At 54.2% G+C, this 24,052-nt stretch carries 24 protein-coding genes; 14 read left to right on the forward strand and 10 right to left on the reverse strand.

Features of this window, described 5'->3' with window-relative positions:
• The first annotated feature begins 79 nt into the window (after window positions 1-79).
• The gene (locus ACFPOF_RS19610; RefSeq protein ID WP_378135707.1) at window positions 80-442 is read left to right on the forward strand and encodes a response regulator; all 363 of its coding nucleotides are present in this window, start codon (window positions 80-82) and stop codon (window positions 440-442) included.
• 101 nt (window positions 443-543) lie between these two features.
• On the opposite strand, the gene ACFPOF_RS19615 is transcribed toward ACFPOF_RS19610, so the two are convergent.
• Window positions 544-1,428, reverse strand: coding sequence for an AraC family transcriptional regulator (locus ACFPOF_RS19615; protein ID WP_378135709.1), 885 nt, complete (start codon window positions 1,426-1,428; stop codon window positions 544-546).
• Between the two features lie 141 nt (window positions 1,429-1,569).
• Between ACFPOF_RS19615 and ACFPOF_RS19620 the strand changes: the two genes are divergently transcribed.
• Both ACFPOF_RS19620 and trxB read left to right on the forward strand, forming a co-directional pair.
• Window positions 1,570-4,218: a family 78 glycoside hydrolase catalytic domain gene (locus ACFPOF_RS19620; RefSeq protein ID WP_378135711.1), complete on the forward strand. Its 2,649-nt coding sequence runs from the start codon at window positions 1,570-1,572 to the stop codon at window positions 4,216-4,218.
• A gap of 151 nt (window positions 4,219-4,369) precedes the next feature.
• Window positions 4,370-5,299: a thioredoxin-disulfide reductase gene (gene trxB, locus ACFPOF_RS19625; RefSeq protein ID WP_378135713.1), complete on the forward strand. Its 930-nt coding sequence runs from the start codon at window positions 4,370-4,372 to the stop codon at window positions 5,297-5,299.
• A gap of 430 nt (window positions 5,300-5,729) precedes the next feature.
• On the opposite strand, the gene ACFPOF_RS19630 is transcribed toward trxB, so the two are convergent.
• Window positions 5,730-6,431, reverse strand: a complete 702-nt coding sequence (locus tag ACFPOF_RS19630; protein ID WP_378135715.1) for a response regulator transcription factor — start codon at window positions 6,429-6,431, stop codon at window positions 5,730-5,732.
• Window positions 6,404-6,805 carry a Fur family transcriptional regulator gene (locus ACFPOF_RS19635; RefSeq protein ID WP_378135717.1) on the reverse strand — a complete coding sequence of 134 codons (402 nt, stop codon included), beginning with the start codon at window positions 6,803-6,805 and terminating at the stop codon, window positions 6,404-6,406. Before ACFPOF_RS19635 ends, ACFPOF_RS19630 begins: the two co-directional genes overlap by 28 nt.
• Window positions 6,806-6,961: 156 nt before the next feature.
• Between ACFPOF_RS19635 and corA the strand changes: the two genes are divergently transcribed.
• Window positions 6,962-7,918, forward strand: a complete 957-nt coding sequence (gene corA / locus ACFPOF_RS19640) for a magnesium/cobalt transporter CorA (RefSeq protein ID WP_378135719.1) — start codon at window positions 6,962-6,964, stop codon at window positions 7,916-7,918.
• Window positions 7,919-7,996: 78 nt separating this feature from the next.
• On the opposite strand, the gene ACFPOF_RS19645 is transcribed toward corA, so the two are convergent.
• Window positions 7,997-9,676 carry a hypothetical protein gene (locus ACFPOF_RS19645; protein ID WP_378135721.1) on the reverse strand — a complete coding sequence of 560 codons (1,680 nt, stop codon included), beginning with the start codon at window positions 9,674-9,676 and terminating at the stop codon, window positions 7,997-7,999.
• Between the two features lie 199 nt (window positions 9,677-9,875).
• On the opposite strand from ACFPOF_RS19645, the gene rfbF reads away from it, so the two are divergent.
• Together rfbF and ACFPOF_RS19655 are read left to right on the forward strand one after the other, a co-directional pair.
• Window positions 9,876-10,655 carry a glucose-1-phosphate cytidylyltransferase gene (gene rfbF, locus ACFPOF_RS19650; RefSeq protein ID WP_378135723.1) on the forward strand — a complete coding sequence of 260 codons (780 nt, stop codon included), beginning with the start codon at window positions 9,876-9,878 and terminating at the stop codon, window positions 10,653-10,655.
• Entirely contained in the window at window positions 10,634-12,463 is a 1,830-nt protein-coding gene (locus tag ACFPOF_RS19655) for a thiamine pyrophosphate-binding protein (protein ID WP_378135725.1), read from the forward strand. Before rfbF ends, ACFPOF_RS19655 begins: the two co-directional genes overlap by 22 nt.
• 26 nt (window positions 12,464-12,489) lie before the next feature.
• Here the strand turns inward: ACFPOF_RS19655 and ACFPOF_RS19660 are convergent, their stop codons facing one another.
• Both ACFPOF_RS19660 and ACFPOF_RS19665 read right to left on the reverse strand, forming a co-directional pair.
• Complete coding sequence (locus ACFPOF_RS19660; protein ID WP_378135726.1) at window positions 12,490-12,984, reverse strand: YcxB family protein; 495 nt, start codon at window positions 12,982-12,984, stop codon at window positions 12,490-12,492.
• Between the two features lie 29 nt (window positions 12,985-13,013).
• Window positions 13,014-13,202 (reverse strand): hypothetical protein, encoded by a 189-nt coding sequence (locus ACFPOF_RS19665; RefSeq protein ID WP_378135728.1) that lies wholly within the window; start codon window positions 13,200-13,202, stop codon window positions 13,014-13,016.
• A gap of 154 nt (window positions 13,203-13,356) precedes the next feature.
• On the opposite strand from ACFPOF_RS19665, the gene ACFPOF_RS19670 reads away from it, so the two are divergent.
• Both ACFPOF_RS19670 and ACFPOF_RS19675 read left to right on the forward strand, forming a co-directional pair.
• Window positions 13,357-13,902 carry a hypothetical protein gene (locus tag ACFPOF_RS19670; protein WP_378135730.1) on the forward strand — a complete coding sequence of 182 codons (546 nt, stop codon included), beginning with the start codon at window positions 13,357-13,359 and terminating at the stop codon, window positions 13,900-13,902.
• On the forward strand, window positions 13,902-14,249 hold the full coding sequence (locus tag ACFPOF_RS19675) for an Ig-like domain-containing protein (RefSeq protein WP_378135732.1): 348 nt from the start codon (window positions 13,902-13,904) through the stop codon (window positions 14,247-14,249). Before ACFPOF_RS19670 ends, ACFPOF_RS19675 begins: the two co-directional genes overlap by 1 nt.
• A gap of 39 nt (window positions 14,250-14,288) precedes the next feature.
• Here the strand turns inward: ACFPOF_RS19675 and ACFPOF_RS19680 are convergent, their stop codons facing one another.
• The 3 genes from ACFPOF_RS19680 to ACFPOF_RS19690 all read right to left on the reverse strand — a co-directional run bounded on the left by ACFPOF_RS19680 (window position 14,289) and on the right by ACFPOF_RS19690 (window position 17,011).
• On the reverse strand, window positions 14,289-15,092 hold the full coding sequence (locus ACFPOF_RS19680; protein ID WP_378135734.1) for a DUF4367 domain-containing protein: 804 nt from the start codon (window positions 15,090-15,092) through the stop codon (window positions 14,289-14,291).
• Window positions 15,085-15,660, reverse strand: a complete 576-nt coding sequence (locus ACFPOF_RS19685; RefSeq protein WP_378135736.1) for an RNA polymerase sigma factor — start codon at window positions 15,658-15,660, stop codon at window positions 15,085-15,087. Before ACFPOF_RS19685 ends, ACFPOF_RS19680 begins: the two co-directional genes overlap by 8 nt.
• Window positions 15,661-16,087: 427 nt before the next feature.
• Window positions 16,088-17,011 carry a hypothetical protein gene (locus tag ACFPOF_RS19690; RefSeq protein WP_378135738.1) on the reverse strand — a complete coding sequence of 308 codons (924 nt, stop codon included), beginning with the start codon at window positions 17,009-17,011 and terminating at the stop codon, window positions 16,088-16,090.
• A gap of 227 nt (window positions 17,012-17,238) precedes the next feature.
• Between ACFPOF_RS19690 and ACFPOF_RS19695 the strand changes: the two genes are divergently transcribed.
• The 6 genes from ACFPOF_RS19695 (at window position 17,239) to ACFPOF_RS19720 (ending at window position 23,620) form a co-directional block, all read left to right on the forward strand.
• The gene (locus tag ACFPOF_RS19695) at window positions 17,239-18,279 is read left to right on the forward strand and encodes a LacI family DNA-binding transcriptional regulator (protein ID WP_378135740.1); all 1,041 of its coding nucleotides are present in this window, start codon (window positions 17,239-17,241) and stop codon (window positions 18,277-18,279) included.
• Between the two features lie 127 nt (window positions 18,280-18,406).
• Entirely contained in the window at window positions 18,407-19,759 is a 1,353-nt protein-coding gene (locus tag ACFPOF_RS19700; protein WP_378135742.1) for an ABC transporter substrate-binding protein, read from the forward strand.
• A 295-nt stretch (window positions 19,760-20,054) separates the two neighbouring features.
• Window positions 20,055-20,948: a carbohydrate ABC transporter permease gene (locus ACFPOF_RS19705; protein ID WP_378135743.1), complete on the forward strand. Its 894-nt coding sequence runs from the start codon at window positions 20,055-20,057 to the stop codon at window positions 20,946-20,948.
• Window positions 20,938-21,765: a carbohydrate ABC transporter permease gene (locus ACFPOF_RS19710; RefSeq protein WP_378135745.1), complete on the forward strand. Its 828-nt coding sequence runs from the start codon at window positions 20,938-20,940 to the stop codon at window positions 21,763-21,765. The genes ACFPOF_RS19705 and ACFPOF_RS19710 overlap by 11 nt, the downstream gene beginning before the upstream one ends.
• Window positions 21,766-21,791: 26 nt before the next feature.
• Window positions 21,792-22,892, forward strand: coding sequence for a Gfo/Idh/MocA family protein (locus ACFPOF_RS19715; protein WP_378135747.1), 1,101 nt, complete (start codon window positions 21,792-21,794; stop codon window positions 22,890-22,892).
• Window positions 22,889-23,620: a ThuA domain-containing protein gene (locus tag ACFPOF_RS19720; RefSeq protein ID WP_378135749.1), complete on the forward strand. Its 732-nt coding sequence runs from the start codon at window positions 22,889-22,891 to the stop codon at window positions 23,618-23,620. Before ACFPOF_RS19715 ends, ACFPOF_RS19720 begins: the two co-directional genes overlap by 4 nt.
• Here the strand turns inward: ACFPOF_RS19720 and ACFPOF_RS19725 are convergent.
• On the reverse strand, window positions 23,621-24,052 hold a 432-nt coding region (locus ACFPOF_RS19725), incomplete at its 5' end, for a hypothetical protein (protein ID WP_378135751.1). It abuts the gene before it with no gap.

The raw sequence follows: 24,052 nt of genomic DNA on the forward strand, positions 1-24,052 counted from the left end.
GTCCTCTTTGGTATGATTCGGATGAGGCGCCGCGTTGGCAGCGGTCATCTTGAGTGAATGCAACACGGAGGTCATACCAATGGCAAAAATTATGGTCGTGGACGATGCCGCGTTTTTACGTATTATGCTGAAGGACATACTTGTCGGAGCGGGTCACGAAGTCATAACGGAGGCAGCAAACGGACAGGAAGCGATTGATAAGTACAGGGCGATGCGTCCGGATCTCGTAACGATGGACATTACGATGCCGATTATGGAAGGGCTGGAAGCGGTAAAGGAGATCCGTAAGTTCGACCCTGAGGCGAGTATCGTGATGTGCTCGGCAATGGGACAGCGCACGCAAATTATCGAAGCCATCCAAAGCGGCGCTAAAGATTTTATTATTAAGCCTTTCCAGTCGGCCCGTGTGCTCGAAGCGGTAAGCCGGGCGCTGGGCGGATAATGGAATAGACCGAGCGATTTGGATTCCTCTAACCTCGTTGCCCGTTTGGGTGCGCCGAGGTTTTTTGGAATGAACGATCGAATCTTACGGCTCGTTAGACATTACGTGTTACAGTTTGCGCTTGCCGCCTTTCGGTAGGCGCTTGGCGTTGCACCGGCATGCTTTTTGAACGCGGACAAGAAGGAGGCGATATCTTTGTAACCGACTTCTTCGGCGATGACGGAGATTTTGAGCGGTGTATGGCGGAGCAATTCGCAGCTTCTGCGAATGCGTGCCGACTGCAAATAGAGGTGATACGGCTGATCGGTATGACGGCGAAACAATCGTTGCAGGTGGCGTTCGCTCCACTGGCTCACTTGGGCGAGATGGGAGAGAGTGAGCGCTTCGGACAGATGGTTATCCGTATAAGCAAGCAGTTGGTCGAAACGATCGAACTTGCGGGCATTTGCAGCAGTCGCTGTTCCCATTCTGGCGCGCAAGACGACGATGAGCAACTGAAGCAGCAAGGAGCATTGAAAGTCTTTCGTTGCCTGACGGGGCAACGAATGCTCACGGTGAAGCTGAAGGAACAGCTTGCCGATTGCATCGTCCGAGTCCTGGAGCGTGAAAGAGGGGACTTCGCCGTCCCGCATCAGGCGTAAATCGACAAGCAGCGCCGGATCTGTGGCAAAGCCTGAAAACTTGTCCAACAGGTGGGGAGAGAACAGGCAGTTATAGACGATTAACGACATCTTATCCGGGTTGGTCGACGCCGGACGGAAGACGTGCGAGGCTCCGATCGGAATAAAAACGAGTTGGCCCTTGGCGGCTTCGCTCACCTCTCCGTCGATATGATGAAAGCCGCTGCCTTCGGCGACGTAGGCGAATTCAATAAAATCATGATTGTGAAAAGGAACTTGGAACGTCTCCGTGGCGCGGTTGACGTAAAGAGGAAACTCCTCGTCGAAAAAATGTTCGGACTTAAGCGTCTCAAATGACCGTTTCATCTGCATCACCCCGTTATTGTAAGCCATTCGTACAAAATGTCCGTTCATCCGCAATGAGATGTCCGAATGACCGCAATACTTCGTATGCTGTCCATTATATCATAGACGTAAATTCCGAATATCCGAAAGGAGCTTTTGTTTATGATCGAAGTTACGGCATTACGATGCGAATACAGGGACCGTCCAATAGGCATCGACGTCAGAAGTCCTCGCCTGAGCTGGCAAATCCAATCCGATCGGAGAGCGGTAACGCAATCTGCTTTCGAAGTCGAGGTTGCGGATAACGAGGCTTTCGACACACTTATCTGGTCGTCGGGCAAAGTGGCTTCAGCCGAGTCCGCGCATATAGAGCTTACGGGTTTAACCGTCGCTTCCCGCAAGCGTTATTACTATAGAGTGCGGGTATGGGACGACGAAGGGACAAGCTCCGCACGGATTTCTTCCTACTGGGAGATGGGCGTACTGGACAAGGAGGAGTGGCGGGCGAGTTGGATCGCGGAGCCGCTTGCGCCCGGAGATGCCGAGCCGGATAGAAGCCCGTTGCTGCGCAAAAAGTTCGAGACGAAGGGCGGAATCAAACAAGCCCGCATCTATGCGACTGCGCAAGGGGTGTATGAACTGGAGCTGAACGGCCGCCGAGTCGGAAGCGACTATTTTACACCTGGTTGGACGAGTTACAAGACTCGGCTGCAGGTGCAAACGTACGACGTGACTGAGCTGCTGAACGAAGGCGGCAACGCAATTGGCGCCATACTCGGCAATGGATGGTTCAAAGGGAATTTGGCATGGCAAGATCAGAAGAATGTATATGGGGATAGAAGAGCACTATTCCTTGAGCTTCATATTGCCTACACAGACGGCTCGGAACAGGTCGTGCTGTCCGACGAAAGCTGGCGTTCCGCAGGCAGTCCGATTTTGTTCTCAGAAATCTATCATGGCGAGACCTACGATGCTCGGCTAGAACTAGAAGGATGGAGCAGCGCCGGCTTCGACGACAGGCAATGGAACCCGGTCGAACTTATCGCACGTTCGAACGATGCGCTTATCGCCCAAGAGAACGAGCCGGTAAGGAAACAGGAAGAGATTAAGCCGATCGCGGTGATCACGACTCCGAAAGGCGAGCAAGTACTCGACATGGGACAGAACATGGTCGGATGGCTGAAGTTTACGGTTACCGGAGCGGCCGGCAGCGAAGTGGAAATTCATCATGCGGAAGTGCTCGACGCAGACGGGAATTTCTACATCGATAACTTGCGCAGCGCCAAGCAGACGATCCGCTACATGCTGAAAGGCGGGGCGCCGGAGACGTTCGAGCCGCGTTTCACGTTCCAAGGCTTCCGCTACGTTCGCTTGATCGGCTTCGGCAAGGCAATTTCACCGGACGATTTTACGGGTATCGTATTGCATTCCGATATGCCGCTCACGGGAAGCTTCTCTTGCTCCGATCCGCTCGTCAATCAGCTTCAGCACAACATCGAATGGGGGCTGAAAGGCAATTTCCTCGATGTGCCGACCGATTGCCCGCAGCGCGACGAGCGGCTCGGTTGGACGGGCGATGCGCAAATGTTTATCCGTACGGCGACATACTTGCGCAATGTGGCTCCGTTTTTTACGAAGTGGAGCCGGGACTTGAAAGCCGATCAGCGGGAAGACGGTGGTGTTCCTTCTGTTGTTCCGCATGTGCTGAACGAGGATTCGTTCTCGTCGGCGGCATGGGGAGACGCGGCGGTCATTTGTCCATGGACGATCTACTTGAGCTACGGGGACAAGAGGATTTTGGCCGAGCAATACGAAAGCATGCAAGCTTGGGTCGGTTATATACGGAGCCAAGGGGATAACGAATTTTTGTGGAATACGGGTTTTCACTTCGGCGATTGGCTTGGGCTCGATTCGAAGCCGGATTCGTATATCGGTGCGACGGACAGAGACTTTATCGCGACGGCGTTCTACGCCTACTCGGTTTCGCTGGTACGGAAAACGGCTGAAGTGCTCGGGAAAGTGAAAGATGCGGAAGCATACGGCGAATTGTACGAACGTATTATAGAGGCTTTAACCGAGGAGTTCGTGACGCCTTCGGGAAGATTGGCCGTACCCACCCAGACCGGTCAAGTGCTCGGATTGATGTTTGGATTGTTCGAAGGGCAAGCGGAAACCCGAGCGGCAGATAAACTGATGTCATTGCTGGAAGAGAGCAAGTTCCATCTGACAACCGGATTTGTCGGTACGCCTTACTTGAATCACGTGCTTAGCAATAGCGGGCATAACGATGCAGCTTACAAACTGCTGTTCCAGCAAGATTATCCTTCGTGGCTATATCAAGTGACGAAGGGGGCGACGACAATCTGGGAGCATTGGGACGGCATTAAGGAAGACGGAAGCTTCTGGAGCCGAGATATGAACTCGTTTAACCATTATGCGTATGGAGCGATCGGCGACTGGTTGTACCGTGTCGTTGCGGGTATCGATACGACCGAAAGCGGTGCGGGATACAAACGGATTACCATCCGTCCGCAGCCGGGCGAAGGGCTGAACTGGGCGGAGGGACGCCTCGAGACGATGTACGGGGAAGTTCGCTCCAGGTGGGAGAAGGAAGCGAGTGGAATCATGCGGCTCGAAACGACGATTCCTGCGAACGCTTCGGCAGAAGTTCGTTTGCCTGGAGCCAAGCTGGAGACGGTGACGGAGAACGGTGTTGCGCTGTCGGCATCGGGAGGTATTCAGGCGGCGATTCAGACGGAAGGCGCTGTCGTGCTTGAAGTAGGATCCGGTAGCTACTCATTCCGCTGGTAGTAAGAACGATAGCGGAGCTCCTGCGATGATTTCTACAAACCTTCATGTAACGTTCATCATACCTTCATCATACCTTCATGCAGTTTTGGCTAGCATGAGATATCATTAGGGGTAAACTTGGAACATTCACATAGAAGGAAGTGTTTCGCATATGCGCAAAACGATTATTATCGGCACCGGACCGGCGGGACTGACCGCTGCGATTTACTTGGCTCGCGCCAATTTGAACCCGCTTGTCATCGAAGGTCCAGAACCGGGCGGGCAATTAACGACAACGACCGAAGTGGAAAATTTCCCGGGTTTCCCGGAAGGGATTATGGGACCTGAGCTTATGGCGAACATGCGCAAGCAAGCCGAACGGTTCGGCGCGGAGTTCCGCACGGGCTGGGTGAATAAAGTCGATGCTTCCAAACGCCCGTTTAAGCTGGAAGTAGAAGGTCAAGGCGAACTTGAGGCGGAGACGCTGATCATCTCCACGGGCGCTTCGGCGAAATATCTCGGCATTCCGGGAGAGCGCGACAACGTCGGCCGCGGCGTAAGCACATGCGCAACGTGTGACGGGTTCTTCTTCCGCGGCAAAAAAATTATCGTTGTCGGCGGCGGAGATTCGGCCATGGAGGAAGCGCATTTCTTGACCAAGTTCGCGTCCGAAGTCGTGCTCGTAAACCGTCGAAATGAGCTACGCGCCTCTAAAATCATGCAGGATCGCGCTCGCAACAACCCGAAAATCAGCTGGAACTTAAACCGGACACCGCTTGAAGTCGTCAGCGGACCGCTTGGCGTTACGGGCCTGAAAGTGCGAAACAATGAGACGGGGGCCGAGGAAGTCATCGAGACGAACGGACTGTTCGTGGCAATCGGACATACGCCGAATACGAAATTCCTCGGCGGTCAGCTCGACACCGACGAGACGGGCTACTTGATCGTCAAGCCCGGCACAACGGAGACGAACGTTCCCGGCATTTTCGCTTGCGGCGACGTACAGGACAACAAGTACCGCCAAGCGATCAGCGCCGCAGGTACAGGCTGTATGGCTGCTCTCGACTGCGAACGGTTCCTCGAGGAGTCGGAAGTTCACTAATGCTCTGAGTTATGATAGGCTACTCTCAACCGAATAATCGGACGTGAAGCACACGCCGCTCATTCTCTTTTTACCGGAGAATGCAGCGGCGTTTTGTTGTTTTGCGGCCTTCCGGCCGAAGACATTGATCGGCTGAAGCGGGATAAAGTTTGACGCTATTGCTAAAAGAGCCGTACAGGCCGATGGGGTTCATCGGCCAAATACGGCTCTTTCTTGATGTTGTTAATAATCGGGTTGGTTATCGCCGATCCTAGTCATTGCCCGAATTGGCATTGTTGCCGTGACTTTTCTTGTCGGACGTTTTTGTTTTCGTGTTTTTCCTCGCCTGACCTTGCTGTTTGGACATCGGTGACCCTCCCTTCGGAAAGCGGATAGCCATAATGTGCTTCCGAGAACGGAGATCCATACGGGAATAACAGTCCGTGTCCGTTTATTGATCCGCCAGTCGGTAGCCGACACCGCGGACTGTGGCGATATAACGAGGTTCCTTCGGATCGTCACGCAGTTTGTTACGTAAGCTGCGAATGTGGACGTCGACCGCGTTGCTGCCGCCGAAATAAGATTCGCCCCACACTTCGTTCATTAAAGCTTGCCGGCTCATTACTTTGCCGCCGCCGGCCATAATGGCGCGCAGCAGGTCGTACTCCGTTTTCGTCAAATCAACGCGCACTCCTGCACGCGATATCGTCATCCGCTCGGCGTCGAGTGAGAGCTCCTTAAACTGGAAGACCCGTTGTTCCCCGGGAATGAACGCGGCGTCCGAAGCCAGCCGTTCAATGACGGCGTAGACGTCGTCAATCGATCCCGGCCAGACGACTCGTTGTTCGCCTTCGGGAATGACCGCATCCATCGAAGAAACGAGAGCGAGAACGGGAGACGTTCCTTTCGCGGGCAGCGCGGCCGTCATCGATTGAGGCAACTCCGTCGTCCGATCGATAACGATGATGTGCCCTGGCACCATGCCGAGCAGCGGATCGTCGGCATGATGAAGCAGCAGAACGTCATAACAGCGGTTGGCTAATTCGGCGACCAGAGAACGAAGCGATGCGGGTCGCGGGCTCACGATTAATATTCGATTTGTAATGACGCAATAACCTTGCTCGTTCAAGATATTGTCTCGTTGCTGCTGCATGAGCCGCACACCCCCTTGAATAAAATACGTTCTTCCGCAATGGCGAATCCAGTCTGTTTCGCCACGGCGCGGAGCCATTCGGCTGGCGGGGGCACGCATGTCTCTTCGACTTTGCCGCAAACGGTGCAGACGACGTGCTGGTGCTCATCCGTCCGGGCGTCGTAACGGCAAGCGCCGTTTTCGAGCTTCAGCTCGTGGATCAAACCTTCTTCGGTCAAATATTTCAATGAATTGTATACGGTCGCGTAGGCGAATTGATGGCCGTCGGCCTTGAGTCTCTCGATAATGTCGGAAGCCGTCGGATGATCGCCTGCGGAGGTGAGCAGGTCGTAAATTTTTTTGCGTTGCTGCGTCATGGCACCCGCTTTTCTCATGCTCATTCACCTGGCTTCATTATTTAGAATTAGTTTAAGTTTAATAAATTGCTCTCGAACAGTCAATCCCACGTGACGCTAGACCGCTCGAGAGTTATGACCAAAGGTTGCCAACGCCATTTCGTTCGGCGCATAATGACGATAGAGGTGAGCGGAATGCTTCGGGCAATCGCCGTAAATGATAAAAGGCAGTATGAGGAAAATATATCGTTAGATCGTTTGAACGACAAGGACATCGCATGGTATTGGATCGATTTTGACAGTCCGACTGAGGACGAGATTCGACTGCTGGAAGAGTTTTTCGGCTTTCATCCGCTTGCGGTCGAGGATTGCCTGCATTTCTTACAGCGGCCGAAAGTCGATCATTACGACGACGACGTTCATTTCTTCGTTCTGCATTCGTTGAATCAAGAGACGCTCGAAGTGGACGAGGTCGATTTTTTTCTTGGACCTCGCGGAATCGTTACGTTTCATTTGGCTTCTTCGCAAGAGATCGAAGAAGTTGGCGAGGCGCTTGAGAAGATCGTCACGCGCGACGGGATCGATCAGGCATACGTAGCTTATATGCTGCTCGACAAACTCGTCGATCATTATTTTCCGGTGCTGTATAAAATCGAGGACCAACTGAACGATCTGGAAGCGCTCGGAGAGAAAGATGCAGACATTCAGTCGCTAACGTCGCAAGTGTACGACATTCGTTCTGACTTGCTGCGCATCCGTAGGACGGTATTTCCAATGCGAGACTTACTATATCGGATCATCAATTCGAATAAAATTCCGGGAGTTAGCCAGCGTCTCGCCTATTTCACCGATATTTACGACCATCTGCTGAAATTGACAGAAATGATCGAGTCGAATCGTGAAATGACTGCGGATCTCCGAGACAGCTACAATTCGCTCAGATCGAACCGGATGAATGCCATCATGAAGACATTGACGGTCATGACGACGATTTTTATGCCGCTGACGTTTATCGCAGGGGTGTACGGCATGAATTTCATTCATATGCCGGAGTTGCAATGGCGATGGGGTTATTTCATCGTACTTGGCATTATGGCGCTGCTTGGAGCAGGAATGTACGGCTGGTTCAAAATAAAAGGGTGGTTCGACTAACCGTCCAATATCGAAAAAATAAAAAATCGCCCGAACCGCGCTCTCCGCTAGGAGCTTGGTTAGGGCGATTATTTGTTGTTACCGATACTGTCCGTAGTGGCTCCCGTCGCTTGGCGGCGATGACGCTTGATCGTTGTATGACGGCGCGTAACCTCGGTCGATGATATCTTCCATAACGTTGCCGCTACCGCCGCCGTCGTCATCTTCGTCGTAATAGCTGTCTTCGCCGTCTTGGAAACCGGGCAACCGCCCGTTCTCGTCGGCATCTACATAACCGGCATCGGTTGGGAGATTATGAACGTCGAAAATGTCGTTGTTGCCGCGATATTGTGCGGACACATCGGGCACTTGCGGCGTAGGAACGCTCTCGGACGTCGGAGCGGTCGGCTTACGCGTGGCGAGCAGCTCTTGCATGACGGCGTCTTTCTTGTCGCCGGGGCCGGATATCGGCTCGACACGTTTGACTTTGCGTAACAATTCTTGCATCACGCTGTCCTTCTTGCCGTGCATGGCGCGCATTTGCTCTTCCGCGGTGTCCGGGGAGTGGTTCTCGTAGCCGAGCAGCTCCATTGCGGAAGCTTGCATGTTCTTCGTCGAGATGCCGCGCCCTTGGGCATCCCGCTGCATGATTTTCCTCCCATGTTCGTCTTTCTTGTGAATTCTCTTCCCCGTCGCCTCGTCCCGAGCGTGTTCGCCGGTATCCGGGTCGGTCTCGTATTCGAATTGCGGCTTACCGATAAATTCGACGCCGAGTTGCTCGACGGACACTTTGTTTTTCTGAAGCTGTTGGACGGTTTGCATCATCTGCCTGGATTCGGGCATGTAATGTCCGCTTGCATCGGAGACTAGCTCGACCTGCCCATCGCGCACTTGCAATTCCCCTGCCCCGGCAACGTCTTGTCCAGCCAGAAAACTCGTATGATGGAACCGTTCCATGTTCTGAAGCTTCTGGTTGCGCAGCATCGCTTGTTTGTCCGGTTCGTCGGCTAAGCTAGCGATCTCGGCTTTTCGGGCGTCCTTGATCTGACTGGAACGCTCGCGGTTTTCCTTGACCGCATCGTTAGAATGGAATCCGCCCTGCTCGTCCATGACGAAAATATGACGGTCCGGCTTCGCGCCTCGCACCGCGCCCCGCTCGGAGCCGATCGTATTCAAGGTGCTTCCGTCCGTGCTTTTTTTCATTTTGCCGCTCTCGTCGAAGCTTCTTCCGTATTTGGCCCGTTCGCACTCGCCGGCGTAATAGGTCGTGGAATCAATGTCGACGCCATGGATCGTTCCTTTGGGAATGACGGCTTTATCGAGCTCGACTTCCTTGTTTGGTTCCATCTCGAAGCCGGTATCCGATTGTCGCTTGGGCGCGAGGGAAGGTTTCGGTCGCGGCGGGGCCTCGTCCGTGTAAGTGCCGCCATACCAATCTCCTGAGGACGAATCGTCCGCTCCGCCGCCGTTTTCAGGTTCAGAATAGCTGCCGTAGCTCGAGCCCGATTGGATCTCTGGAATTCCCGATTCGATCTCCGAGTACATAACAGGAGGTTCCTCGGCAATCGGATTGTACATCGTATATTGCGAACCGAGCTCTTGCGTCGCCTGATTGCCGATCGATTGCTGCAAGTCCAGCGACGGCTCCTGTTGGGGCACTCTATGCCCGCCGATCGATGGCCTGTCCCGGTGCGCCCCGATCGTCGGCGCTTGCGAAGGTCTGGCTCCGATGAACGGCGCCCGTCCGCCAGAAATGGCGTTGCTACGCGGTCTTGTCATGGAAATCGTCTCCATTAATCAACGTTGTTTCCATCGTACGATGTTTCGACCTTTTGCGCAATATATTTGACGTTGCCTTGCCGCCCTGGAACTGGACTTTCGGGACTTTTGCCCTCGCTCTTGTCCACACGCCGAGCCGTTGCCGGGAATATTGTAGCAACATAAAGGTCGGCATCTGAGCCGGGCAGGAGGAGAACGCTTGAAAGTCGTCATTCTCGCCGGAGGTTACGGGACCCGTATCAGTGAGGAAACGGTTTTGCGGCCGAAGCCGCTGATTGAAATCGGAGACAAGCCGATCCTGTGGCACATTATGAAAATTTATTCGGCGTTCGGGTTCCGCGAGTTTATTATTCCGCTAGGTTACAAAGGCGTGCTGATCAAGGAGTATTTCGCCCACTATGACTTGCACGAATCGGACGTCACGTACGACTTCAAGGAGGGAGGCGGAGTGACGTTTCATCGGGGAAACAAGGAGCCGTGGAAAGTGACGCTTGTCGATACGGGTAAAGACACGGCGACGGGAGGCAGAATTCGCAGAATCAGCCCTTATTTGGAAAACAAGCCGTTCCTGCTGACTTATGGGGATGGGGTAGGAAACGTCAATCTTGCCAAGCTAGTGGCGTATCATCAAGCGCACGGAAAGTGGGCGACAGTAACCGCCGTGCAGCCAGGCGGGCGATTCGGCGCGCTGCAGCTCCGCGACGACGGCGCTGTGGAAAGCTTCCGGGAGAAGCCGCGCGGCGACGGCGGATGGATGAACGGAGGGTTCTTCGTATTCCAGCCGGAGGTGCTCAATTATATGGGAGGAGACGACACGATGCTGGAGAAAGAGCCTCTTGAAGGGCTCGCGGCGCTTGGGCAATTAAAGGCGTTCCGGCATGAGGGGTTCTGGCACCCGATGGACACGTTGCGCGACAAAACGGCGCTGGAGACATTGTGGCAGTCCGGCAAAGCGCCATGGAAAACGTGGTCCTCATGAAAGCGGCCGCATACGTTGTCGACTTTCTTGCCAAAGCCGGCGTTCGACACGTGTTCGAGATGGCCGGAGGAGCGATTGCCCATCTGTTGGACGCGTTGGCCGAACGGGAGGATATCGTCGCCGTGCCGGTTAGGCACGAGCAGGCGGGGGCGTTCGCTGCGGAAGGCTATGCCCGAGCGGGCGGCAGCATCGGGGTCGCGATGGCGACAAGTGGTCCCGGGGCTCTTAACCTGCTGACGGGCATCGGCAGTTGTTACTTCGATTCCGTTCCTTGCCTGTTTCTGACCGGGCAAGTGAACACGTACGAGTACAAATTCGAGGATCCGGTCCGACAGAACGGTTTTCAAGAGACGGACATTGTCGCAGTCGCCCGGCCATTAACGAAATATGCGACTCTCGTGACAGATGCCTCGAAGCTTCGGTACGAGTTGGAGAAAGCGGTGCATATTGCAACGTCTGGCCGACCGGGACCAGTGCTGCTGGATATCCCAATGGACGTTCAGCGGGCGGAAGTCGATCCAGATCAACTGATCGGCTTCTTCGATGGAGAAGCGTTGACGGCGGCTCGTCTTGAGAAGGAAGCACTTGTTCCAGAAGAAGACGATGTGAAGATGACGGTCAAGCTGTTGCGGCAAGCCGTCCGTCCGCTTATTCTCGTCGGCGGAGGGGTTCGCGCGGCAGGCGCGGATGAAGAACTGCGCTCGTGGCTGGCCGCCTCGGAAGTGCCTACCGTTTGCTCATTGATGGGGCTGGACTCGGTCGGGACGGATTATCGCTGGAATCTTGGACTGATCGGCTCATATGGGCACCGTTACGCGAATCTCGCTCTCGCGAATTGCGATTGCTTGCTCGTGTTAGGTTCGCGTCTAGATACGAGACAGACTGGGACACAGCCGGAGACTTTCGCGAGAGGAGCGAAGATCGTTCATGTTGACGTAGACAAGACGGAGCTCGGGCGAAAAGTAAAAGCAGAACTGACGGTACGGGCGGATGCCAAAGCATTCTTGCAGCGGCTCGCAGAGGCGTGGCAGGCCACAGAGGGAATATCGGCTTCGATCTGGGAAACGTGGAAAGATCGTCTGGCCTACCAGCGTATTCGTTATCCGTCGGGAGCTTTGACCTCTAAAGAGGTAGAGGAGGGCATCGATCCGAACCGGCTCATGGAGAAGCTGGGCGAAGTCGTGGGCGGGGATGCCGTCGTTTGCCTGGATGTCGGTCAGCATCAGATGTGGGCGAGCCAGTCGCTCCCCCTTCGTTCAGGTGCGCGACTGTTGAATGCAGGGGGAATGGGGGCGATGGGGTTCGGCCTGCCGGCGGCGATAGGGGCCGCGTTCGCGCGTCCGGATGCGCGTATCTTTGTTCTGGCGGGAGACGGAGGTTTGCAAGTGAACGTGCAGGAACTGCAGACGATTGTCCATTGGCATTTGCCGATTGCGATCATCGTTGTGAATAACCGGTCGCTCGGCATGGTAAGGCAGTTCCAGGACTTATACTTTGGCGGTCGACGCGTCTCGACCGTCGACGGCTACAGTTGTCCTGATTTTGTTCGCGTTGCCGAAGCATACGGCATACCCGGACGGCGGATTGCAACCGTGAGCGAGTTAGAACAATGGTTGGGAGGAGGAGCGCCGTTTCCGCCGGACGGCCCGTCGCTGACGGAAGTCGTTGTTGCGTCTTCGGCCGGCGTCATCCCCAAGCTGGGAGTTGGTCGTCCAATCGAGGACATGGAGCCGCTGCTGGACCGGAAGGAACTACGAAGGCAACTTCTCGTCCCACTCAAAAAGGATCGTCCCCCTGAAGCCGACTAACGGACAGGAGGGCGATCCTTTTTTGGTTAGCGGATAAGGCCGCTGCGGATGACTTGGCGTTCGCCGACGATCCGGCGGAAATGCTCTTGCTCTTCAGCATTCGCGAATCGGTCGCGCGGAACGACCCAGAACTGCTTTTTGCTTAGGAAGATATAGTAGAATGCCTTGGTCTCCCATACACTTTGGACACGGTCCCAAGTTGTTTCCGAGTTCACGTCTTCCGAGCTGAGACGGATGTTGTCCTCGCTGACGGTTAATGTAAACGTCTTGTGGTACGTCGGATCGGTCGACAGCTTCGCGGGCTGCCAGAAGACGGACGCGACGTAAGAGAGCCCGAGAATGACAAGAACGAAAAAGGCAATCCAGAGCAAAGATTGGTTCGAAGTGGAGAGATAAGCGATGATTTCGAGCAAGACAATAGCGATACCTAGGCCGTTGGATAGCCAGAAACGCATCGAATGATAGTGATAGCCTCGCAATGCCTTGGCCAAGTAGTCGCTATATTTGTAACTGATATTCAATGTTTTTCCTCCTAATGTCGGTCCTTGCTTTATAAGAGAACGGATCTAGCGCTTTGTAGCGCGTCGATGATTCGATCGAGTTCGGCGGCGTCCTCGACGAACAAGGAGACGTACTTCGGCCGGTATCCACTCGTGGATAATTCAATATGGACTTGTTTTTTGTCATTGTCGGCGCGAATGTCGATAAATTCGGAAGAATAAATCATTTCATTGGGCATAGTCGAACCTCCGGAAATCGTTATTCAAACTATACCATAATTCGGCGAGTTGATGTTAATCGTGAATTTGCTTAGGAATATGCAATATTTTGTCGAAAATTGTTGCAACCATTTGCGATTTCCGTTGTGTGTATTCATGAGTTCAATTTCGACGATGGGATGGTGGATGGCAATGGTAGGCAAAGTATTGGGTGTTATATTAAAGGCATGCAGCATGACATCTCTCGTGGTTTGTGCATCGATCGGATTGGTTGCAGGGGCGGCGTACGCGCAGGAGAACGGATCGGCGGGGCCGACGGGGCAGGAAGCAACCTCACCTGCCGCCTCTCAGGCATTGACTTTAGCACCGGACGTGGAGCCGTACAGCATCTTTAATCCGAACCACCTGTATTTGGATAGCGGCTCGGTGAATGCGTCTTTATCCGGCAGCACGCTAACCGCATTGGCAACGACGAGCGCGAATACTACGGTCGATACGATCGGAATTACTTTTTATTTGCAAAAATGGAATGGGACCACTTGGGATACGGTGGGCGCGGGAACGATGAAAAGCGATACTTCGAAAAGCACGTATTCGTCCAATCAGTCTTATTCCTTAACGGCAGGATACTACTATCGGGTGCAAACGACCCATTGGATTATCAAAGGTTCGGTGTACGAGGAAGGGACGCGAACAAGCAACACGGTGCTGGCAAGTTGATGAGACAATGGGAAGATTGGATTGACGAAACTCACCCTCAGCCGGACGCGACGGACGTGCCCGAATCGACGCTCGTCTCGATCGCGTTTCGGAAAGAAATGAACCGGCTTACGCTGAACACGCGTAATATTCTTGTTCTGGACGGGAACAACGGAGGACGTCTGATTTCGGATCGATTTCTATACCGTTACGAGGCAGCTCAGCGAAAGTTGTTGATTTACCGGAAGGAAGATTCGGAAGCTCTAGGTCCGAGAAACACGATCGAAATTATTTTAACTAGCAGAATTGCCGATTCGCAGAATGAAAAGATGAGCATTCCCTTCCACCTCAGGTTTACGACACGATAAACGAAGAAGAGACCGACTGGTAGGCGGTCTCTTCTTCGTTTAGTCCCACATTCCTTCGTACAACCGGATGGCCTGATCGCGGGTTATCAACCCGCTTATCATGATATAAAGCCCATCTTTGTTCAGTAATTCAATACTGCTCGATCGCCCCGACGTTGTTAACGTTGCGGTAGCGTCGCCTATTTTGATTAGTTCGACGTTTACGCCTTCGGCGGAAATACTCGGGTTGCTGCCAGAATTCGGCTGAATTTGACGTAACGTAACGCTAATCATTTGGCCTTTTTCGTTCTCGAACGTATAAGTAGAGGCATCCGCGATTTCTTTTTGATGTTCGAAAATAAGTACCGCTTCGTTCCATGTATATCCGTCCGGAACGTAACGGAACGTCGGAGCGGGAAACGATACCAGCTGGTTGGCCTGCTGCCGCGTCGCGTTCGCATAAACATAATCGCCATCCACGCGTTCAATCTTCAAGCCTTCCAAATAATCAGGAGGCGGCGGTGTCTTCGCTTTAACAGCTTTGTCGTCGCTGTCGCGGCCGAAGAAGTAAGCAATAACCCCCGACGGATAAGTTTTGATTTTCGTATAAACTGGGTCGATCGCTTTAACGGCTTCGGTATTGCCGAAAATAAGCGCTCCTGCGGTTAACGAAATGACAATGATACCGAGCTTCGTTAATGCTGAGCGTACTCTGGTTTGATTGCGCCTTGCGGTAAGCCGCTTCTGCACGTTGTTCCACGAAGCGGAATGGTCGGGGATCGCAAATGCGTTGTCACCCGCAACGTTCTCGAACGCGGCATCGAATGAACCATCGAACGCCTTCTCGAAATTTGTTTTACTCATCGCGATTCCCTCCTTCCCAGTTCAGCATTCTCCGCAAGTAGTTGCGAGCCCTATGAAGCTTATATTTAACCGCCACTTCAGAGTCTTGTACTTCGTCGGCGATTTCTTTGTAGGACAGGCCTTTTTTCCACTTCAGCTCGATCAATGTTCGTTGTTCCGGCTTCATGTCCAGCAAGTGGCGGGAAATCTGCTCTTCGAGCGACTTTGCGACAACCTCCTGCTCGAACGACGGCATCGCGTAGGAAGCTTGTCCGCCTTTGTCCCAGTTTAACTCGAGACTAATATCGTTTCGGGACTTTCTCCGTTTGCGTATATGGTTAATCGTATAATTTCTGGCGACAACTTTAATCCAGGCTTTCATATGTTCTTCGTTCTCGACGGTTGGACATTTTCTTAAAGCGATCATGAAAGACTCCTGAATGATGTCTTCTGTCGCGGAATGGTCGTTCGTCATCGAATAAACCGGACGGTACAGGAATCGATAAAATTCGCGGTAGATTTCCTCCTGCAGCGAGCCGTTCAGCGCTTCGAAGCTCGATCCGATGAGAAGGAGCAAATTGTTGCGCATCCGAAAATCACCTAATTTCGACAAATGTGGAGCATGAAGCGACTCCGCTGTCTTCAGTGTAGTCGAAATGGCAGGCCTAGAGAAGTAATTTCTTCACGGGGCTTGCCATCGTTGCTTATAGATGACCGATTTGTGTACGATACTGAGTTGTAGCATGGCAAAGTTCGGCGAGGACAGCAGAAGGAGGCGCTTCGGATAGACCGGTCGTTAATGCGGAAAATCGCGCTGATCGCGATCGTCGTAGCGATGTTGCTAGGGTACGATTATTGGCTCGCTTCCGTGAACGTTCGCCTATAACTTCCTGGGCGCGAGCTTCTCGAAGGGGAAATGGGAGGACGTCGCCATCGCGTGCGCAGTATTCGCCGTGGCGCTCGCCGTTCCCTTCCTGTTCCGCCGCAAAGCGGAACAGGAGAAGGAGGAGAATGGATCAGAGCGGAATCGGAACGGCTCCGGTCAAGCCGTAGAAGAGTTCGAGGGTAATGAAGCTGCCGGGCTCAGCAGGCGCGTTGAGCACTGTCTGAGGGATGACCCTTCCGTTGTAACTGACTCGTACTTCCGTATTCCCGCCAATCGTGATTCCTGCGACGTTCCGGATGAAGCCTAACGGCCCAAAGTCAACGAGCCCGGTGGATTCCAGCGCTTGACGAATCGTGATACCGGGATAAAACGGAATGTAATTCGTGTAATTAACTAAAGGGAACGCGACTCCGCCAAAAATGCTGACTGTAAGGAAAGCGGGAGGAGGCGGCACAGGCTGGGGCGGGAACACCGGCGGAATCGGAATCGGAATCGGAATCGGGATTGGAATCGGAATAGGGAACGGTCCCGGCGGAAAAGGTCCTGGCCCCGGTGGAAAAGGTCCGGGTGGATGAGGCAGCGGGGGCGGGAACGGTCCTGGATGAGGCGGCGGAGGCGGGAATGGTCCGTGGCCAGGTCCGCCCGGATTGCCGGGTCCGCCGGGGCCGTGGCCAGGTCCTCCAGGATTTCCAGGTCCACCGGGTCCGTGACCAGGCCCCCCAGGATTTCCAGGTCCACCAGGTCCGTGACCGGAACCGCCAGGACTGCCTGTGCCTCCGGGTCCTCCGGGGCTATGGCCATGTCCGCCTGTGCCACCATGCAGGCTGCGTTCTTGCGGGAATACCCACCAAGGCACGTGGCGAACGACGGGAGTTGCAAGCTCGCCGCTGTGGTGAAGATGGACGATGTCGTCTTTGACAGCGTCTTTTTTATTTTTACCGGAAGCGGCTTTCGCCGCTGCGGGCGGAGATTGGCGGGACGAGAGCTTCGCTTTCGGATCGGCGGACATTTTGCGCACAAGCGGCTTCGATTCCGGGGACCGTAACTTCGACATGCCTATTCACTCCTTTGATGTAGGCGAATGACGGATAGTGCAGGATATGCGCCCGCCCGCTTTTTGTGCGAAGGTTAACCGATTAATCTTAGTTAACGAAATTAACCTGACATTTTACGTAAAAACCATCTTGTAAACGCTTCATTTTCATCATATAATCGCCTCATGAGGTTAAGCGTTTAAGTAAAATCTCGATATGCACCATACTTCTAAGCAGGTGACAAAACATGAAAAGAGTAACCATACGGGACGTCTCCGAGAAAGCCGGGGTGTCTACGGCAGCCGTGTCCTACGTTCTGAACGGACGAGAGGGCAAAGTATCCTCCGAGACGGTAGCGAAGGTGCGGAAGGCAGTTGAGGAACTGAATTACATTCCCGACTTCTCTGCACGGAGCTTAGCCAACAACAAGTCGAAGCTGATCGGGGTCGTTATTCCCCAGACGGAAGAGCGCAAGCAACTGCTGCTGCAAAACCCATTCTACTCCGAACTGGTATGCGGCATCGAGGCGCGACTGAGGCAGTCCGGCTATCATATGATTTTGTCCGGAGTCGAGAAGGGCGAAGGTTATTTGGATACGTCGATGCAGCGCAATCTGGACGGAGCCATTATTACGGGAATTTATCAGGAGAGCTTCTACGAGGATCTCAAGAAAGTACGTATGCCGATCGTGCTGATCGACAGCTATATCAATGACAGCTATTTCGATTCCGTAGGCATCGACGACGAACTTGGCGGTTATATGGCGACGAAGCATCTCATCGACAACGGGCATACGAACATCGCGCTCGTGACCGGGCTTATCCGCAAAGATGGGGTCGTCGAGAAGCGCTTTCTCGGCTACAAGCGCGCGTTAAAGGAAGCCGGACTGTTCTATAATCCGGATTATGTTTTCGAACATTCCGTCACGTACGAATACGGCCGGGAAGCCGGTAAGCTTATCGCATCGAAACAGATGGAAATTACGGCGGCGTTCGCGACCAGCGATCTGATGGCGATGGGCGTCATGCAAGGCGTCAGGGACGAGGGGCGGGAAGTACCGACGCATATTTCGGTCATCGGCTTCGACGACATTTCCGTTGCGAGAATATCCACGCCGCCGCTCACGACGATCCGGCAGGATGCAGTCGCCAAAGGGATTATGGCCGCGGAACGGCTGCTGTCGGCAATCGGGCATACCGAAGCGTACCGGTCTTTCGAACCGCTGGTGATGCCGCTTGAACTGATCGATCGGCGGTCCGTGCTGAGAATAGGCGGATCGGCGGAATAGCAATGACCGACAGGCAACGGAGCCGCATTTCTTTAGGGAGGTGGTTGGGTCGCGACAGCGCGGATATCAAATCTTGACGTATTAACGGAAGGGCCTGAATACGACAAAACATAAGGAGAGGGTTCGAATGTTCAAGAAAAGCGGGGTTATCCTGCTGGTAGCTGTCATGACTTTCATGAGCGCATGCGGCTCGGGCAACAAAAATAACGGAGATAGCAGCCCGGCATCACCGTCCGAGACGTCCACGCAGCCGGCTTCCCCGTCCGAATCGGCGTCCGAGTCTTCGTCGCCGACCAAGGAGCCGGTGACGATCAAGCTGATGATGTACACCGCGAACGGCCAGGAAGAGACGTTCAAGGGCATGGTGGACGCCTTCCAGAAAGCGAATTCCGACGTGACGGTCGATTACGAGATCGTACCTTACGCTGACTACGATACGAAACTGACGACGCTGCTTGCGAGCGGCGGAGAACCTGATCTGTTCGAAGTCGGCTACGAGAACTTCCGGACGTACGCTTCCAAGGACTTGCTGCTCGACTTGACGCCGACGATCGCGGCGGATGCGTCGTTTAAGCCGGAAATCTACAAGAAACTCGCTTACGATGCTTTTAATTACAATGGGAAGCAGATGGGCGTCACCGAAAGCTTCTCCGACGTCGTCCTATTCTATAACAAAGATTTGTTCGACGCCAAAGGCGTCAAATATCCGGACGCTTCGTGGACGTGGAAGGAAGAGTTGGAAGCGGCGCAGAAGCTCACCGACGCCAAGCAAGGCATTTGGGGCACTTACGCTCCGCTGCAGTTTTACGAATTTTACAAGACGATCGGGCAAAATGGCGGCGGCATGTTCGACGCGGGCGGCAAGCCGACGGTGAACAGCCCGGCCAATGTGCAGGCGCTGCAATGGATGATAGACAAAGCGAGCAAATACAAAGTGTCCCCGGCGTTGAACGACGATACGTTTAATCAACCGGACGCTGACTTGAACGCCTTCAAGGAAGGCAAAATTGCGATGGCCCGTTTCGGCATTTGGAACTTCGGCAACTTCAAGGACCTTCCGTTTAAATGGGATATCGCTCTTGAGCCCGGCTCGACGCAAAAAGCGCATCACTTCTTCGCGGACGGTCTCGTCGCTTCCAAAAACACGAAAAACGCAGAAGCCGCCTGGCGTTTCATGAAGTTCATCTCCAGCGATCCGGCCGCGATAAGCTTGCGCATCAACGCCGGATGGAGCGTCCCGGCCGTCGCGGACGACTCTGTAATGGAGGCATACTACAAAATCACGCCTCCCGAATCGAAGAAAGTCGTATCCGAGGCGCTCGATTCACTTGTGCTTCCGCCTGTCGGACCGAAGCCGGAAAAGTGGAACGAACTCAAAGCGGCGGTTGGTGACGAACTGGATAAAGCGAAGCTCGGCAGGGAGTCCGCGCAACAGGCGCTCGACAACGCGCAGAAGAAAGTCGAAGAACTGCTGAAGTAAGTGACTGTTACGAAATAACCTTTCGTCTATCCCTTGTCTTTTGCCGGATTACTGCGTCAGCTTCAACCTTGCGTAGCTCTGCTACGTGGCGGTTTCGCTTCCTTGTACTCCGACAAAATCCTACGGGATATCCTTCGCGTTATTTCGCAACAGTCCCTAACGGTCCGCCGGGAGTGGATTATCCAGTTCGCGGGTTGGCGGGGCAACCGTATTGGGGTACGGTTGCCTCGTCCTAAATTTATTGTAAGTTCGAGCCGGAATTTCGTATAGAGGTTTTTGAGAAAGGAAAATGGACATGGTAGGACAACGCAAGTGGAATCGCCGCATGGCCGTCGTCGTTTTCCTGCTGCCCGCGCTCGCCTTGCTGCTCGCCTTCCAACTGGTGCCGATGATTTCTTCCGTCATCATCAGCTTCACGGATTGGGATATGCTCGGCAAGTGGACGAATCTTCATTTTATCGGCTGGGACAATTACGCCAAAGTTTTCGGAGATGAGAAGTCGCTGACATCGCTTCGGAACGTTGTTGTGTTTCTCGTTGGCTACATGCCGTCCATCACGCTGCTCGGAATGCTGTTCGCCGTGTTGCTCAACCGGGGAATCATAGGCATCAAGATGTACCGCGCGGCAGTATTCGTTCCAGTCATTACGTCATGGGTCGCCGTATCCATCGTCTGGCGCTGGCTGCTGAACGGGCAAAGCGGTTTGTTGAACTATCTGCTCTCGATGATCGGCATTGACGGGCCGGTCTGGCTGCAGGATGACCATTGGGCACTCGTCGCGATTATCGCGGTCACGATATGGAAAGACATCGGGTTCGTCTCGATTATTTTGCTGGCGGGGCTGCAGGACATCTCCGACGATTATTACGAGGCCGCCGATCTCGACGGGGCTTCCGCCTGGAGCAAGCTGTGGCGGGTTACCGTTCCAATGCTGTCGCCGACGCTGTTCTTCGTTGTGACGATCTCGCTTATCAATTCCTTCCAATTATTCGATCAGGTGCTCATTATGACGAACGGCGGACCGGCAGGGGCCACGAGCACGATCGTCGAGCAAGTGTACAAGAACGCGTTCCAATTCAATAAAATGGGCTTCGCGGCCGCGCAGTCATGGGTGCTTTTCCTTATCATCTTCACGGTTACGATGGTTATGCAAGGATTGCAGCGGAGGTGGGTCGTCTATGAAAGATAGCAGCCATGCGTTAAAAAATGCGCTAACGCATCTTTTCCTGGCCGCCGCCTCGATCGTGCTCGTCTTCCCGTTCGTATGGATGGTATCCGGCGCGTTCAAGGAGAAACTGGAGGCGGTCCGGATGCCTCCTAAGCTGCTGCCGTCCCATTGGAACTTCGATAATTTTAAGACGATCGAGCAATTTTTCCCGCTATACCGGTTCCTGCTCAACAGCGCAGTCGTTGCCATCGCCACAACCGTGCTGCAACTGCTTGTTTGCGCGATGGCCGCATACGTGTTCGCCAAAATTCCTTTTCGCGGGCGCCAAAGCATTTTCGTTTTGTTCCTGACGACGATGATGATACCAAGCCAAGTCACGCTCGTACCGCTATTTATTTTATTTTCGCAGACGAACTTGGCCGACACTTACGCGGGTCTTATTCTTCCCGGCTTGTTCAGCGCCTACGGCACGTTTCTGATGCGCCAGAACATCATGACGATCCCGAACGAGCTGATGGAGGCCGCTTTCATGGACGGGGCGACGTATTACCGGGTTTTCCGTAGCATTGTGCTGCCGCTTGTCAAACCGACGCTGGCGGCGCTGACGATATTCGCGTTCATGAGTTCATGGAATGGCTTCCTATGGCCGCTCATCGTGACGCATAGCAAAGAACTGATGACTTTGCCGCTCGGCCTGAGCCGCTTGCAAGGCAAATGGTCTACGGATTGGAACCTGCTCATGGCGGGCAACGTCGTCAGCTTTGTTCCGATTTTCGCCGTATATTTGTTTGCGCAGCGTTATTTTATTAAAGGGATGACGATGACGGGCATCAAGTAAAGAAGAGAGCGATTGGAGGAGCGAAAATGAAACAGATCAGATTGGGTTTAATCGGTCTTGGCGGTATGGCTTCCGTGCACGCGGAGCAGGTTGCGGGGATCGAGGGAGCAGCCATAACGGCGATTTGCGACCGCGACGCCGCTCGGGTAGCGGAATGGGGCGACAAGCTCGGGCTCGATGCTAGCTCGCGATATTTCGAGCCGGAGGATTTGATCCGGAATGCGGATGTCGATGCGGTCATGTCGATTACGCCAAACAACGCGCATTACGAGATAATTCGGCTTTGTCTCGTTCACGGCATGCCGATCATGACCGAGAAGCCGTTCACGCGCACGTTCGCAGAAGCGAAGGCGCTGATGGAGCTTTCCGTGCAGCATCCGTCGCTCTGCATGGTCGGTTTCTCGTACCGCTATACGCCATCGTACCGGTTGGCGCGCGAGATGATTCGGGATGGCAAAATCGGGACGTTGCGGCACGTCTTCCTGCAATATTTGCAGCAATGGGGAGGCCCGCTGTTCGACACGAAAATGAACTGGCGTCTTGATCGCACGATTACGGGGACGGGGACGCTCGGGGACCTCGGTTCGCATATGGTGGATGCGGCGCGTTTCCTGATCGGAGAGCCGACGGAAGTGTCCGCGCTCATGAGTAACCTGATCTCCGAGCGCGAAGATCCGGTAACGGGTCGCTCGGTCCCGGTCGACATCGATGATTTCGCCGCGTTCACGGCGCTGCTAGAGCCGGGCGTGCCTGCCGTATTCCAGACATCGCGCAACGCTTACGGCAGCAACAATCAGTTCGAAATATCGGTGTACGGAGATAACGGGACGCTGCGTATGGGCTGGGAGTACGGCGAAACGCTCATATGGACGCATCCCGGTCCGGATGGGCAGCCTTTGGTCGAGGAGCTTCAAGTGCCGGAGTCATACAAGTTGAAGCAAATGCAAGACTTTGTTGACAGGGTACGGGGGACGATGCGTGAAGAGACGGGTACTTTGCGCGACGGTTACCTGAACCAACTCGCCTTGGAAGCGGTCGAACAGTCGTATTTGGCACGTCGTGCTGTTAAACTGTCGGACATCGAAGCGGGCTTTACTGCTCCAAGCGTTGCGGGGGTGAAGGAGTGAGCGATCGAGTCAGGGTAACGGTATGGAACGAATTTCGGCATGAGCGCCATAATGCGGAAGTCGCGAAGGTATATCCGGAAGGCATTCACCGCGCGCTTCAGGCAGGGTTATCGGCATACGGTTTCGACATCGGCACCGCAACGCTGGACGAACCCGAGCACGGCTTGACGGCGGATAGATTGAACGATACGGACGTGCTCGTCTGGTGGGGCCATCAGGCGCACGACGAAGTAGACGACGCCATCGTCGAGCGGGTGCAACAGCGCGTGCTGCAAGGCATGGGATTGATCGTTCTGCATTCCGGGCACTATTCGAAAATATTTCGTAAGTTGATGGGCACGTCTTGCGCGCTAAAATGGCGGGAAGCGGACGAGAAGGAGCGCCTGTGGGTTGTAAAGCCTTCCCATCCGATCGCCGCCGGCCTCCCCGAGTATTTCGAGTTGGAGCGAGAGGAAATGTACGGGGAACACTTCGATATCCCCGATCCGGACGAGCTTGTCTTCGTCAGTTGGTTCGAAGGCGGCGAAGTGTTCCGCAGCGGAGCGACCTTCTCCCGTGGACAAGGGAAAATCTTCTACTTCCGCCCAGGACATGAAACGTATCCGACGTATTACAATGAGCCGGTTCTGCGTGTCATCGCCAACGCCGTCCGCTGGGCAGCAAGCGAACGGGGAGCGGCGCCATTCTATGGCAACGCGCAGCCTCTGGAACCGATAGCGGGGAAATGATTAGCAGAGATGGATTGAGCGGCTTTGGTTCAGAATTCCGCCGAACCGAAGCCGCACCTGTCCCGCGCGTTCCCGTCCCAAGTGGCTGCTTACGGCCGAATTAATGTGTTCCGCGAAGTAACTCCCGCCCCAGATGGTTGCTGACGATCGAATTAATGTGTTCCGCGAAGTAACTTCCGCCCCAAGTGGCTGCTGACGGTCGAAATAATGCGTTCCGCGTAGTAACTCCCGCCCCAAGTGGCTGCTTTCGGCCGAATTAATGCGTCCCGCGTAGTAACTCCCGCCCCAGGTGGCTGCTGACGATCGAATTAATGTGTTCCGCGCAGTAACTCCCGCCCCAAGTGGCTGCTGACGGTCGAAATAATGCGTTCCGCGTAGTAACTCCCGCCCCAAGTGGCTGCTTTCGGCCGAATTAATGCGTCCCGCGTAGTA

Origin of the sequence: Cohnella soli, from assembly GCF_042655525.1 — a bacterium.
Lineage (GTDB): Bacteria > Bacillota > Bacilli > Paenibacillales > Paenibacillaceae > Cohnella > Cohnella soli.

Coding starts and splice junctions, on each gene's coding strand:
- trxB (WP_378135713.1), top strand. CDS start 4,370: ATGCGCAAAACGATTATTATCGGCACCGGACCGGCGGGACTGACCGCT.
- ACFPOF_RS19635 (WP_378135717.1), bottom strand. CDS start 6,805: ATGAGAAAAGCGGGTGCCATGACGCAGCAACGCAAAAAAATTTACGAC.
- corA (WP_378135719.1), top strand. CDS start 6,962: ATGCTTCGGGCAATCGCCGTAAATGATAAAAGGCAGTATGAGGAAAAT.
- ACFPOF_RS19690 (WP_378135738.1), bottom strand. CDS start 17,011: ATGTCGAAGTTACGGTCCCCGGAATCGAAGCCGCTTGTGCGCAAAATG.
- ACFPOF_RS19615 (WP_378135709.1), bottom strand. CDS start 1,428: ATGAAACGGTCATTTGAGACGCTTAAGTCCGAACATTTTTTCGACGAG.
- ACFPOF_RS19715 (WP_378135747.1), top strand. CDS start 21,792: ATGAAACAGATCAGATTGGGTTTAATCGGTCTTGGCGGTATGGCTTCC.
- ACFPOF_RS19685 (WP_378135736.1), bottom strand. CDS start 15,660: ATGCGCAACAATTTGCTCCTTCTCATCGGATCGAGCTTCGAAGCGCTG.
- ACFPOF_RS19645 (WP_378135721.1), bottom strand. CDS start 9,676: ATGACAAGACCGCGTAGCAACGCCATTTCTGGCGGACGGGCGCCGTTC.
- ACFPOF_RS19700 (WP_378135742.1), top strand. CDS start 18,407: ATGTTCAAGAAAAGCGGGGTTATCCTGCTGGTAGCTGTCATGACTTTC.
- ACFPOF_RS19655 (WP_378135725.1), top strand. CDS start 10,634: ATGGAAAACGTGGTCCTCATGAAAGCGGCCGCATACGTTGTCGACTTT.
- ACFPOF_RS19620 (WP_378135711.1), top strand. CDS start 1,570: ATGATCGAAGTTACGGCATTACGATGCGAATACAGGGACCGTCCAATA.
- ACFPOF_RS19610 (WP_378135707.1), top strand. CDS start 80: ATGGCAAAAATTATGGTCGTGGACGATGCCGCGTTTTTACGTATTATG.
- ACFPOF_RS19680 (WP_378135734.1), bottom strand. CDS start 15,092: ATGAGTAAAACAAATTTCGAGAAGGCGTTCGATGGTTCATTCGATGCC.
- ACFPOF_RS19675 (WP_378135732.1), top strand. CDS start 13,902: ATGAGACAATGGGAAGATTGGATTGACGAAACTCACCCTCAGCCGGAC.
- ACFPOF_RS19630 (WP_378135715.1), bottom strand. CDS start 6,431: ATGCAGCAGCAACGAGACAATATCTTGAACGAGCAAGGTTATTGCGTC.
- ACFPOF_RS19705 (WP_378135743.1), top strand. CDS start 20,055: ATGGTAGGACAACGCAAGTGGAATCGCCGCATGGCCGTCGTCGTTTTC.
- ACFPOF_RS19670 (WP_378135730.1), top strand. CDS start 13,357: ATGGGATGGTGGATGGCAATGGTAGGCAAAGTATTGGGTGTTATATTA.
- ACFPOF_RS19710 (WP_378135745.1), top strand. CDS start 20,938: ATGAAAGATAGCAGCCATGCGTTAAAAAATGCGCTAACGCATCTTTTC.
- ACFPOF_RS19695 (WP_378135740.1), top strand. CDS start 17,239: ATGAAAAGAGTAACCATACGGGACGTCTCCGAGAAAGCCGGGGTGTCT.
- ACFPOF_RS19665 (WP_378135728.1), bottom strand. CDS start 13,202: ATGCCCAATGAAATGATTTATTCTTCCGAATTTATCGACATTCGCGCC.